The following is an 11,746-nucleotide window of genomic DNA, read 5'->3' on the forward strand; positions in this document are numbered from 1 at the left end:
CCGTTGAGGACCCGAAGGTCAGTCAGTCCAAGGGTCAGACCCTGGCGGGAAGCGCTCATCTACATCATCACTGTCAGTCCACGGTTTCCGTCACGGCGCTTGGTGCTGGAGCGAAGTCGTCCCCCATGTGGTGGCCCGCGGCCGCTGGAACGGAGTCGAGGCTGGGAAGATCGCTTGTGATCGTTTCCCTCGAGGGAGGAGGAGGTTCGTCGTTCTAGGAGGGCAGCCAGGAGGGCCACCAGGGCAGGACACAGTTGCCTGGCGTGCCTTGGGTGGCCAGGTCGTACAGGGTCAGGGCTACCGGCCCGGCGGCCGAGACGGCGATAGTGAGCGCCAGCAGGAGGAGTTCCAGCCACATGCGGCCGGCCAGGAGTGGCAGTCGGGCGAGTAGCTGGAAGGCCAGCGAGATGAGCGCCGACATCACCGAGACGACCGGGAAGAGAACGAGGCGGCTCACCATCCAGATGGAGCCGGCGAAGTTCTCTCCCGCGCTCAGGTCGCCAGCGCAGTAGACGTGCGCACGAGCTACCAGGTGAAGCTCGAGGAAGGTTCCGACGGTCGCGAACCCCAGGGCGATGATCACGGGGAATCCGCAGCCGAAGGCCCAGCGAATGTCGCCGGCTTCCGCCGAGCGCCTTCTTCGATGGATCACGGCGCCATCAAAGCAGGCCGATATATGCCTGATGTGTAGTTAATGTGGAGATCCGGTGCAAGGCGGCTCGGGCGTGAACCCGGAACTGGCACGAGCCTGACACCTCGGCCGACGTCCTCGAAATCCGGCAGAGCAGGTCGACCGCAGACCGCCCTGGATCGGAGCAGGACACCACCCGTCCGATAATCCGCACCTCAGATCACCTTGTCGCAACACCGGGCCCAGAGCGGCATCGCCATGCCCGGCGACGCGAACTCCGACCTCCACCAGTGCCCTGACGCCACCTGGGCCTTCCCGGACACCTGCTCCGCGGCTCTCAAATCAGGACGAACCTGATTCATAAACCCAGAAACGACAAGATCCCATCCGATCACAATGATCAGATGGGATCCCGTCAACTTCAGTCCAGCCGTCTCAAGAACGACCCCTGGAAGAAACAGGGAGGACCGTGTGGCGCAGCTGCCCATCGTGGTCGGATCAGCGGCGGTGAAGTCGTTGCCGGTGAAGTCATTGTGGCCTCTGCCGAGTACGGCCTGGTCGCGATCGGCCGGGCGGCCCCAGAAGTTCATGTTCCGTACGCGGCCGAGAAAGACGCAGTCGACGAACTCGGCCTCGAAGGTGGCCGTCTGCTCTCGCAGCCGAGATCGGTCGAACACGCACCGCTCAAACCGCACGTTGCCGAAGAAGGTTCGCTCCGCGAAGCGGGTGCGGCGGAAGGTGCAGTTGCGGAAGACGGTCTGCGGCCACGTGGCGCCGTCCCACTCCTGTCCGCCGATGCCCGTGCTGCCCATCAACAGCTGCTCAAAGCAGGCGCCGGAGAAGTCGCATCCGTCGAACTCGCTGCCATAGGCGATGAAGCAGGGGAACCGCGTCTCGGTGAAGTCCACGCTCACCAGCCGTGCGCGGTCGAAGATCACATCGGTCACACCGGTGGGCAGCTGGAACCGCTGGTCACTGAGCTCTCCGCGAGCGATCCTCGTGCTTCGCCACCCTTCATCGGTCGGCTCGAAGGTGAACCGCTCAGACGTGTTCACGTTGGCCGCCTGAAAGTAGGAGATTCATGCGCGGAGTCTCGCATTCGACCCCGACAAATCCACCTTCTCGATCATCGTTGCCGACAGGCCGCGGAGGCATCATCAGGATGAGGGCCTTGTCCGAAATCAGCAAAGAGCGCTTCGAGCCGCTGATCGCCGCCACCCCGGACGAGCGGTGATCCACATCCACATATGCGACCCGCTGCCTTCCTATGTGCGTGCCCTCCTGGCCGGCACCGACGCCGCGCACGCGATGAGCCCGGATCGCGGTCAGGGGCCGGGCAGTCCATTGAGGACGCTTTCGTGCTCGCCGCCGCCCTCGCCGGCGAGGGCGCGATCGAGGGCGCGCTGCGCCGTTATGACGCCGAGCGCCGCCTGCGCACCCAGGCCACCGCGCGGGGCGCGCCCGCGCCGATGGGCGCCGCACCACTCCACCGGGCCCTGGAGACCGTGATCCGGCTGACACCTGCCCCGCTGTGGCGTAAAGGCATCGCCGCCGACGGTAACGCCCCCTGGCGCTGGCAGCCGCCGCACCTGCCGGTTGCGCCGAGCAGGTGATGGTCGCCGACAATGCAGGAACCGTCAGCTCTCCTGCAGGTCACGTCGCTGGAATGCGGCGATCCCGGCCAGCAGGAGTGCGGCGGTGACCAGGACGAGCCCCAGCAGCGGGCCGGCGTCCACGGGCTGGGTCAGCGCTTGCGGGACGTGCGCGAAGGGGGACAGGTTCGTGATCCGCTCGTCCAGTTGGAGCAGCTCGCCGAGCTGAGCCAGCAGGGCGAAGGCCAGCAGGGCCGCCCACGCCAGTGCGGTCAGCCGGGGCAGCAGCCCGAACAGCAGCATCGCGATCCCGGCCAGCGTCCAGGTGGCGGGCACCTGGACCAGCGCCGCGCCCAGCATGCGCGCGGCCTGACCGGCCGGCTCGCCGATCCGCAGGCCATGCGCGAGCCCGGCCGTCAGTCCGCCCACGGCGAGGATCACCACGCTGCCGCCCAGGGCGACACCCAGGTGGCTGAGGCTCCAGCGCCGGCGGGACACGGCGGTGGCCAGGACCGGTTCGGCCCGCAGCTCCGCCTCCTCGCCGCGCAACCGCAGCGTCGCCTGGAGCGCATAGGCGCCGGCGAGCAGGCCCAGCAGGCTCAGCTCGGCGGTCAGGAACGCGTCGGTCAGTTCGTCCGCGCCGCCGCCGATCTGCGCCAGGAGGGCAGCCAGCTGCGGGTTGTCGCCGGCGATGTCGCCCAGACTGTGGGCCAGCGCGCCGAACAGCACGCCCGCCACCGCAAAACCGATCGCCCAGCCGAGCAGGCCGCCGCGCTGCAGCCGCCACGCCAGCGCCAGCGGGCCGGCCAGATACGCTGCCGCGTCCGGCAGGCCGGGGCGGGCGGGCAGGAGCCCGGCGCCGAGGTCGCGCCGCCTGGCCAGCAGCGCCGACGCCACCACCAGCACCAGGGCGGAGACGGCGAGCAGCGCGACAACCCACCAGCGCTCACCGGCGAACGCCCGCACCCGCTGCGCCCAGCCCAGCGGCGACAGCCAGGCGAGCGCTTCCACCTTTGCGGCGTCGCCGAGCGCCCGCAACAGGAAGGCCATGCCGAGCACCGCGCAGGCCAGGGCATTGGCGGTGCGCGCCTGCGTGGTGAGCTGGGCGGCGACGATGGCCACGCCGGTGAACACCCAGCCGACGCCGCCCACCGCCGCGCCGAAGGCCAGCGCGCCTGCCGCAGGCAGCCCTTGGCCGGTCAGGCCCGCCGTGATGAGCACGGCGGTAAGCAGGTTCGCGGCCGCGGCCACGAGCACCGCCGCGGCCGGGATCGCCTGGCGGCCCACCACGCCGGCGCCGATCAGCTCGGCGCGGCCGCTCTCCTCCTCGGCGCGGGTGTGCCGGGTCACCACGAGAATGCTCATCAACGCGGCCAGCACCGCGGCCATGGTGGTGGCCCGCCAGGCGGTCAGCCCGCCGACCGAGCCCGCGTCGAACACCGGGCCGGTCAGCGCCTGCAGCGCAGGAGTCGCACCGATGGTGACGCCCAGCGCGATGCGCTGACCGGCCTGCGGATACAGCTCGGCGATGGCCGAGGCGCTGACCGTGATCACACCGGCGATCACGATGATCCAGACGGGCAGCAGGACGCGGTCACGGCGCAGCGCCAGCCGCACCAGCATCAGCGTGCCGGTCATGACGTGATCCGGTAGTGGCGCAGGAAGAGCTCCTCCAGGGTGGCCGGTCGGCAGGTCAGCGCGCGGACGCCGGAGCCGGTGAGCAGGCGCAGCACCGTCCGCAGGTGTTCGCCGTCGACCTGGAAGCGGGCCCGGGAGCCGGCGACGGTCAGGCCGTGCACGCCCGCCAGATCGGCCAGGCCGCCGGGGATGTCGTCGAGCTCGACGTCGATGGTGGTGCGGGTGAGGTGACGCAGATCGGCCAGGGTGCCGGTCTCCACCGTGCGTCCGTCGCGGATGATGGTGACCTGGTCGCAGAGCGCCTCGACCTCCGACAGGCTGTGGCTGGACAGCAGCACCGTCCGGCCGCGGGCGAGTTCCTCGCCGATGACCTCGCGGAAGGCGGCCTCCATCAGCGGGTCCAGGCCGGAGGTCGGCTCATCCAGCAGCAGCAGTTCGACGTTCGAGGCCAGGGCGGCGATCAGGGCCACCTTCTGGCGGTTGCCCTTGGAGTAGGCGCGGCCCTTCCTGGCAGGGTCGAGGGCGAAGCGTTCCAGCAGCGTCGTCTTGCGCCGCCGGTCCAGGCCACCGCGCAGCCGGCCGAGCAGGTCGATGGCCTCGCCGCCGGACAGGGTGGGCCACAGCACGACGTCGCCGGGCACGTACGCCAGCCGGCGGTGCAGCTCGACCGCGTCGCGCCAGGGGTGGCCGCCGAGCAGTTCGGCGTGCCCGGAGTCGGTCCGCAGCAGGCCGAGCAGGATGCGCAGGGTGGTGGTCTTGCCCGAGCCGTTGGGTCCGAGGAATCCGTGGGCCTCGCCGGCCTCTACGACCAGGTCGAGCCCGTCCAGGGCGCGGACCGTGCCGAAACGCTTGGTCAAGCCACTGATGAGGATGGCAGGGCTGTTCGCCACGGGGCGCCTCCACGAGCCGGTCCGCTATGACATTGCCGACCAGACTTCCCGGCGCTCCACCAGCGACCATAACAGCGCCGCTTCGTCTCGACCAGATGCCGGCTACGCCACCCCTGCCGCGACACGCGCCGTATCCGTGGCGGCGTACGTGTGACCCATGGCGTCTCTCAGCATCCCTGCCGCCGGGTGACCGCCTCGGTTAGGTGTGAGCGATCAGCATCACGACCGGATCGCCGTCTCATCACCTCAGCCGACGATGACTCGTCTCGCGGGCAGTTGATGGTGGCGGGCTAGGCAGGACGGTGGTCAGCCGGTCTGCTGGTGCCAGCGGTGCAGCAGGGCGGGGATCTCGCCGAGCAGGAAGTCGTAGAAGGCGTGCATCTCGGTCAGGCGCTGATGGGCGAGGTCGCCCTCGTCGGTGGCGGCGATCCCGGCGTCCGCGGCCTGGAGCATGGCCTGGATGACGGTGTTCTGACTGGTGAACAGGGTGGCCCAGGCATCGTCGCGGAGCCGGTAGTGCTCGCGCCGGCTGCCGGGTGAGGGCAGGCGTTCGATCAGCCCGACCGTCAGCAGGGACTTGATCGCGCCTGAGACCGAGCCCGCGCTGGCCTCCAGTTGGCCGGCGATCTCGCCGGCGGTGACGCTCTCCTGGCCGGTGAACAGGAAGACCGCCAAGGTGCGCGCGGCCATGCGCTGCAGTCCGCCCTGGATCAGGGTCAGGGCCAGCCGTTCCGCCGCCTGCCAGTGCTCATACCGGTCGTTCACGTGTTCGCCTCCTTGAGCAGAGACAGGATACCGAACATACCGACTCTTCAGAAATTTCTGAAAAGTCGGTATGGTCTTCGTATCGGCCTCTCTCGAGAGGGGTTCGATGGTGTGCCGGGAAGCCTGGTCGGCGATGTGATCTCTCATCAGCCTCGACAGGAAGGTGACCGGCCATGACCCTGCTCAGCCGGTTGTGCGTCGTGCGCCCGGCCCTCGCTCACCGGGTGCGCGTCCGGCGGAACGGCGACGGCGCGCTGACCTGGCTGCGCGCCCGCCGAGGGCTTCATGTACCCGGGGGTGCTGGACAAGGTCTGCGCCCCTCGCAGCACGAGATCTTCACGACCACCGCAACCCCTCAGCCCTCTGGCTGCCCCTCACTCCTGGAGCATCGTGAACGTCCTTGTCCTCGGCGGCACCCACCACGTCGGCCGCGCCATCGTCGAGGCCGCGCTGGAGCGCGGCGATGAGGTGAGCACCCTCAACCGCGGCCTCAGCCGTGAACCGGCGCCCGGCGTACGGGCGCTGATCGCCGACCGCACCGACCCCGAGTCCGTACGGCAGGCACTCGGCGACGCGGAATGGGACGCGGTCATCGACACCTGGGCCTGGGCGCCCCGGGTGGTGCGAGACAGCGCCCGCCTGCTGGCCGCCCGCGCAGGGCACTACGGGTACGTCTCCAGCCGCGGCGTGCACCGCTGGCCCTGGCCCGCCGGTGCCGACGAGCAGGCGCCCCTGGTCGACGGCGACCCTGCCAGCGAGGAAGCCGCCGCCAAGCGCGGCGGCGAACTCGCCGTCACCGAATCCTTCGCCGGACGAGCACTGCTGGCCAGAGCCGGGATGATCCTCGGCCCGTATGAGGACGTCGGCCGCATCCCGTGGTGGCTGCGCCGCCTGGAGAAGGGCGGCCCGGTCCTGGCCCCCCACCCCCGCCGACACGCCCCTGCAGTACCTCGACGTCCGCGACCTGGCCACCTGGATGCTCTCCTCGGCCGAACGCGGCCTTGCCGGCGCCTTCACCGTCACCGGCCCACCCGGCGCGACCACCCTCGGCGACCTGCTCACCACGGCCCTGGAGGTCACCGGCTTCGACAGCGCACTGGTTGGACACCGCCAGAACTGCTCGTGCGGTGCGGCCTGCCGCTCGGCATGGAGTTCGGGCTCCGGCTGCCCGACGGCAGCGTCCCGAGCGGCATGCACGACGCCGACGTCAGCGCCGCCCTGGCCCAAGGCCTCACCACGCGTCCGCTGCGCGAGACCCTCGCCGACACCTGGACCTGGCTCCAGGCCGAAGGTGACCCCACGCCCCGCGCGGACGTCCCTTCCCCTGACACCTGGCTGGACGCCGCCGCCGAACAGCGGCTGCTCGACCAGCTCTCCCACTGACGAAGAAGGGCAGCACCTGCCATGCGCGCCATCATCATCGGAGCCGGCATCGCCGGCCTGGCCACCGCCCTGCGCCTGCACCAGATCGGCTGGGACACCATCATCGTCGAACGCGCCCCACAGCGGCGCGGCGGCGGCTACGCGGTCACCTTCGGCGGCATCGGTTACGACGCCGCCGAACGGATGGGCATCCTGGCCGACCTGCGCGCCAAGGCGTTCGATACCACCGAGCTCGTCTACCACAAGCCGAACGGCGAACGCCGCTTCGCCCTCGACCGCGCCACCATCGCCGCTACCACCGGGCCGCGCTCGGTCACCATTCTGCGTGGTGATCTGGAAGCCGTCCTGTACAGCAAGGTCGGGGGCCGCACCGAGATCCGCTTCGGTACCACCCTCACGCACGTCGACCAGGACGATCAGGCCGTCCGCGTGAGCTTGACCGACGGCACCGTCGAGGAGGCCGACCTGCTGATCGGCGCCGACGGCCTGCACTCGGCCACCCGCGCCCTGGCGTTCGGCCCGGAAGAGGACTTCCTGCTCGACCTGGGGCACAAGGTAGCCGTCTTCATGCTGGATCGGCGGCCCGACACCATCGCGCCCGGCGCGACCGGCACCCTGTCGTCCAACGGCCGTACCGCGGCCTTCATCAGCGTCGGCGACGGCCGCAACGTCGCCTTCTTCGGCTACCGCGCCGCCCACGCCCGCCCCGGCGAGGACGTGACCGCCCAGTTGGGACGCGTCTACGGCGATCTGGGCTGGGGCATCCCCGAAGCCCTCGCCGCTCTGCCGCGGACCGAGTCGGTCTACTTCGACACCATCAGCCAGGTCGTCGCCCCGCATTGGAGCAGCGGCCGGGTGGTGCTGCTGGGAGATGCGGCCTGGTGCGTCACCCTGTTCGCCGGGTACGGCTCCGCGCTGGCCGTCGGCGGCGCCGACCGGCTCGGCACCGAACTGGCCGACCGCCCGGGCGACATCCCCGCCGCACTGGCCGCCTGGGAGGCCGCCATCCGGCCCGAAGCCGAACGCAAACAAAAGCTGGGCCGCCGCGTCAAAGGCGTCTACGCCCCCGCCAACTCCCTGCTGCTGTGGCTGAGCCAGCTACCGCTGCGCCTGGCCACCCTGCCACCCGTGCGCCGGTATATGACCCGCCGCTTCATCAAGGGCTGACTTGACCGCTCCTGATGCGGACCGGATCGCGGCCGGGGCGCGCTGGTGGCGTACATGACCGGGTTCATCAACCCAAGACCGGCGACGCAGATCGCGCTCAGCATCCTGCCTGCGCCACTTCGCCGCGTATGCGGCGGCCGTGGCCGCCGATCGAATCGGCTGGCGGCCTGGCATGATGCGGGCGCCGAGCGCCCTGCCGGTACCGCACCGGCCGGCCGACTCTGGGTGAGCGGTCAAGCGCCTGAAGCAGGCGGATACAGCCCGGCCTGGCGGTAGACGGCGGTGAGGTAGCGCAGCATTTCGGTGGCGTCCGGCGGGTCCGGCTGCAGCACACGGTAGGTGACCGCGCCGGCCATCATGTCGATCAGCACGTCCAGGTCGGCGTCGGCGGCCACGGTGCCGTCCTGCTGGGCGCGCCGCAGCATCGCGGCGGCCAGCTCGCGGCGGGGCAGGATGTAGTGCCGCCAATAGACGGCCATCAGCTGCGGGTGGCTGACGGCCGAGCCCATGATGCGGGCGACCAGTGCGCGAAAGCCGGGGCTGGCGGCCATCTCGGCCGCCGCGGGCAGCACGCGCTCGACGATGTCGCGCGGGGTCAGGGCGTAGACGTCGGCGGCCGACGGCGTGACCTCGGCGCGGACCCACTGCTCGATGGCCTGGGCGAGCAGGTCCTCCTTGCTGCTCCAGCGGCGATACAGGGTCAGCTTGCCCACGCCGGCGCGTTTGGCGACCTGCTCGATGCTGGTGCCCTCGACGCCGCGCTCCACGAACAGCTCCAGCGCGGCAGTCAGGATCGCGGTGTCGGTCTCGGGATCACGCGGACGTCCCCGCCCCCGTCCTTCGGCGGCGGTCATCCCAGGGCTCCGTCCAGCCAGCGGGTGACCTCGGCCGGGCCGCCTTGGCAGGCCAGGTGGCCGTCCGGGCGCACGAGCAGGGCCGGGCCGTTCCCTGAGCCGGAGGCGCGAAGCTGGACGACGCGCTCGCCGAGCCGCCGCCGGGCGACCTGGAAGGCGGCGTCCGTGCCGGTGCCGTGACCGAGGACCGCCCACGCACCGCGTAGCTCGGTGTGCAGCCGGGTGCGGCTGCCGTCGCCGCGTTCGCAGTCCAGGTCGGGCACACGGTCGCCGGGGCGGAGCTTGCCGCCCCGCCTGCCGATGCCCCGTCCTGTGAGCGTCTTGCCGAGCGGGCCGCGGCGGTAGCTCACCCACAGCTGCGAGGTCGTGTAGGTGGTCCACCGCTGGATCCAAGCCTGGCTGAAGATGCGCATCAGCACCTGATCACGAAGGAAGCGGCCGAGCGGGCCGGCGGCGATGTTGACCTTGGTGGCGGCGGTGCTGCCCCGCAGCACCGCGGTGGCCAGCGGGCGACGCTCGGCCTGGTAGGTGTCCAGCAGCGCCACTTCGGCGCGGCCCTGGATGACCAGAGCGAGCTTCCACGCCAGGTTCTCAGCATCGCCGAGCCCGGTCAGCATGCCCTGCCCGCCGAACGGGGCGTGCACGTGCGCCGCGTCCCCGGCCAGCAGGATGCGCCCGGCCCGGTAGGCCTCGGCCAGGCGGCGGTGCACGCGAAACAGTGACGCCCAGGTCACCTCGCCCAGCCGCAGGCCGGGCAGGCCGGTGCGCTCAGGCAGGATGCGTCGCATGCGCTCGGCGATCTGCTCCTCGCTCGGCTTGTCGACGGTGAAGGCGGCGTCGTAGGCGAGCAGCCGCCACTGATCTCCCGGCATCGGCATCGCGCCCAGCACCCCCTCGGCGTGCGCCCAGCCGCTGGTCCCCGACCGGTCCAGGGCGGGCTCGCCCTCAAGGCGTCCGTCGAGGAGCAGGAACCGCTCACTGACCTTCACTCCCGGGAAGCCGATGCCGGCCTGCGTGCGCACGGTGCTGCCAGTCCCGTCACAGCCGACCATCCACCGGGCCCGCACGGTGCAGCCGTCGCCGAGCGTCGCGGTGACGCCGGTCGTGTCCTGGCGGGCCTCGACCAGCGCCAAGCCCCATTCCGGGCGAACGCCCAGCTCGGCCAGGCGCTCGCGCAGCCGCGCCTCCACCCGTGCCTGGGAGATCACCATCGGAGGTGCGGCGGTGCCGAGCCCGGGGTCACCGAACCGGATGCGCATCATCGGACGGTCCCCGGCGTAGGTGGTGATCGTCATGGCCCGCACCGACTCCTGCGGCAGGCCGCTCAGGGCGTCCAGCCGATCGAGCACCTCCGAGCCGCGCGCGTGCACGAAGTTCGCCCGCGACGTGGCGGCCGGAGCTGCGGCCTTGTCGATCACGCGTACCGAGACGCCGTGCTGAAGCAGCCCGCAGGCCAGCGCCAGGCCGACCGGTCCCGCACCGACCACCAGAACATCCGTGTCCACCGCCGCCACCTCACCGATTAATTTACGAGACGGTACCGTAAAATAAATGATGCCGATAATGGTCCGTTCTGTCCAGACACTGCTCCGCTCGCCGCTGTGCAGCGAGATCCGCATCGGCTATGCCCGGGTCTCCACCGCCGGTCAGAATCTCGAGCGCCCACTGGATGCACTGAAGGCGGCCGGGATGCCAGCGGGTGTTCGCCGACAAGAAGTCCGGCAAGACCGCCGAGCGCCCCGTCAACACCCCGCCCCCGGCCGGCCCCACCCTGAACGAGCTCAGCGGCAAACTCCCGGCCGTGAGGGAAAGTCCTTCGTGTCCTCAGAAGCCAGCCAGACGGGGAGGACGACTCGTGAGCCCGCTATCCGTCAGCGGGCAGCGTCGAGCGCAAGCGCCCGACCGTCCGCAAGACCTCGGCACGGTTCTCGGCGGTCTTGAGCCATGTGGGCAGGCGCTCTACCAGACTTGCCGGAGCCCAAGCCACAAGATCTCCACGTTCGCGCAGCTTCGCGGCCACGTAAGCGTCCAAGAGGTCGAGATGACGGACGTTATAGGCCCACAGCACACGTCCGCAGCAACGCGCCTGCAACCACACCGGCCGCTGAAAGAAAGGATCGACAGGACCGCCGACGACAGCGGAGCCGACCGTCTCGTCCTTGAAGTAGCCACACTCCCTACAGCGCAAGCGCCGACGGAAGTTCAGGACCCCGCTGAAAGCCGCCTCACCGTGCTCAAGCGTCCCTGGATGCGCCACGACGACAGCGCACCCGTCGCACCGAGGACAGCGCACCAGCACCTCGTCGATGAAGTCGTACCCGTACTTCCGTTCGCGTCGGTCTCGGAACCGGTCACCAGGATCCGATGCACTTCCTGTCACTCGATCAGCTCCTGTCACTCGATCAGCCTGCCAGAGGCCCATCGCGATACAGAGCCGAGACCCGTCTTGCCCGACCCGAGCACCATCAGCTCTCCGTTCACTGGCCAGCACCGTTGTCGCACGTTCGCGATAACGTGCCCGTTCGCCCTCACCGGCCCGACCGGGAGAGCTCGCACCCTGCAGCGGTTCGAGCAGTTCCCCGCCGAAGGGGCCCTGCCGCTGGTGCTGGAGGAGGCACCCGTGCCGAGATGGAACAGCGCATTACCCGGCTCGATGGCGCCTACGAGCTGGTAAAGCTCGCGGACGTGCATCGAGCCTGGCGGCACCGGCGTGGCAAGGACCTGCCCACCCGGGAGGAGTACTACGTAGGTTCACGTCCAGGGAGATGGTGTGCGGGTGATCTAGCCCATGCTGTGGTGCGGGTGAGATCCATGTGACAAGAGACG

General features: G+C 70.3%; 11 protein-coding genes. 3 read left to right on the forward strand and 8 right to left on the reverse strand.

The genetic code is table 11. The features are described from left to right. Positions 1-214 precede the first annotated feature (214 nt). On the reverse strand, positions 215-652 hold the full coding sequence (locus AC5L3X_RS38790; RefSeq protein ID WP_494863753.1) for a hypothetical protein: 438 nt from the start codon (positions 650-652) through the stop codon (positions 215-217). A gap of 194 nt (positions 653-846) precedes the next feature. After that, entirely contained in the window at positions 847-1,686 is an 840-nt protein-coding gene (locus AC5L3X_RS38795) for a pentapeptide repeat-containing protein (protein WP_494863755.1), read from the reverse strand. Positions 1,687-1,989: 303 nt separating this feature from the next. On the opposite strand from AC5L3X_RS38795, the gene AC5L3X_RS38800 reads away from it, so the two are divergent. Continuing rightward, positions 1,990-2,244, forward strand: a complete 255-nt coding sequence (locus AC5L3X_RS38800; RefSeq protein ID WP_494863757.1) for a hypothetical protein — start codon at positions 1,990-1,992, stop codon at positions 2,242-2,244. 24 nt (positions 2,245-2,268) lie between these two features. Here the strand turns inward: AC5L3X_RS38800 and AC5L3X_RS38805 are convergent, their stop codons facing one another. From AC5L3X_RS38805 to AC5L3X_RS38815, 3 genes are all read right to left on the reverse strand, one after another. After that, positions 2,269-3,861, reverse strand: coding sequence for an ABC transporter permease (locus tag AC5L3X_RS38805; RefSeq protein ID WP_494863759.1), 1,593 nt, complete (start codon positions 3,859-3,861; stop codon positions 2,269-2,271). Continuing rightward, the gene (locus AC5L3X_RS38810; RefSeq protein ID WP_494863761.1) at positions 3,858-4,718 is read right to left on the reverse strand and encodes an ABC transporter ATP-binding protein; all 861 of its coding nucleotides are present in this window, start codon (positions 4,716-4,718) and stop codon (positions 3,858-3,860) included. The genes AC5L3X_RS38805 and AC5L3X_RS38810 overlap by 4 nt, the downstream gene beginning before the upstream one ends. 339 nt (positions 4,719-5,057) lie before the next feature. Further along, the gene (locus AC5L3X_RS38815) at positions 5,058-5,516 is read right to left on the reverse strand and encodes a GbsR/MarR family transcriptional regulator (RefSeq protein WP_494863763.1); all 459 of its coding nucleotides are present in this window, start codon (positions 5,514-5,516) and stop codon (positions 5,058-5,060) included. 390 nt (positions 5,517-5,906) lie between these two features. On the opposite strand from AC5L3X_RS38815, the gene AC5L3X_RS38820 reads away from it, so the two are divergent. Together AC5L3X_RS38820 and AC5L3X_RS38825 are read left to right on the forward strand one after the other, a co-directional pair. Beyond that, positions 5,907-6,899 carry an NAD-dependent epimerase/dehydratase family protein gene (locus AC5L3X_RS38820; RefSeq protein ID WP_494863764.1) on the forward strand — a complete coding sequence of 331 codons (993 nt, stop codon included), beginning with the start codon at positions 5,907-5,909 and terminating at the stop codon, positions 6,897-6,899. A 21-nt stretch (positions 6,900-6,920) separates the two neighbouring features. Then, positions 6,921-8,066, forward strand: coding sequence for an FAD-dependent oxidoreductase (locus AC5L3X_RS38825; RefSeq protein ID WP_494863766.1), 1,146 nt, complete (start codon positions 6,921-6,923; stop codon positions 8,064-8,066). A gap of 233 nt (positions 8,067-8,299) precedes the next feature. Here AC5L3X_RS38825 and AC5L3X_RS38830 read toward each other — a convergent pair whose 3' ends face one another. The 3 genes from AC5L3X_RS38830 to AC5L3X_RS38840 all read right to left on the reverse strand — a co-directional run bounded on the left by AC5L3X_RS38830 (position 8,300) and on the right by AC5L3X_RS38840 (position 11,177). After that, positions 8,300-8,920 (reverse strand): TetR/AcrR family transcriptional regulator, encoded by a 621-nt coding sequence (locus AC5L3X_RS38830; RefSeq protein WP_494863768.1) that lies wholly within the window; start codon positions 8,918-8,920, stop codon positions 8,300-8,302. Then, positions 8,917-10,425 (reverse strand): FAD-dependent oxidoreductase, encoded by a 1,509-nt coding sequence (locus AC5L3X_RS38835; RefSeq protein ID WP_494863769.1) that lies wholly within the window; start codon positions 10,423-10,425, stop codon positions 8,917-8,919. Before AC5L3X_RS38835 ends, AC5L3X_RS38830 begins: the two co-directional genes overlap by 4 nt. 359 nt (positions 10,426-10,784) lie before the next feature. After that, positions 10,785-11,177, reverse strand: a complete 393-nt coding sequence (locus AC5L3X_RS38840; protein ID WP_494863771.1) for a hypothetical protein — start codon at positions 11,175-11,177, stop codon at positions 10,785-10,787. Between the last annotated feature and the right edge of the window lie 569 nt (positions 11,178-11,746).

The organism is Nonomuraea sp. CX421, from assembly GCF_059358955.1.

What these genes read in the sequence shown, in the direction of transcription:
- AC5L3X_RS38830 (WP_494863768.1), bottom strand. Translation starts at nt 8,920, where the DNA reads ATGACCGCCGCCGAAGGACGGGGGCGGGGACGTCCGCGTGATCCCGAG.
- AC5L3X_RS38805 (WP_494863759.1), bottom strand. Translation starts at nt 3,861, where the DNA reads ATGACCGGCACGCTGATGCTGGTGCGGCTGGCGCTGCGCCGTGACCGC.
- AC5L3X_RS38825 (WP_494863766.1), top strand. Translation starts at nt 6,921, where the DNA reads ATGCGCGCCATCATCATCGGAGCCGGCATCGCCGGCCTGGCCACCGCC.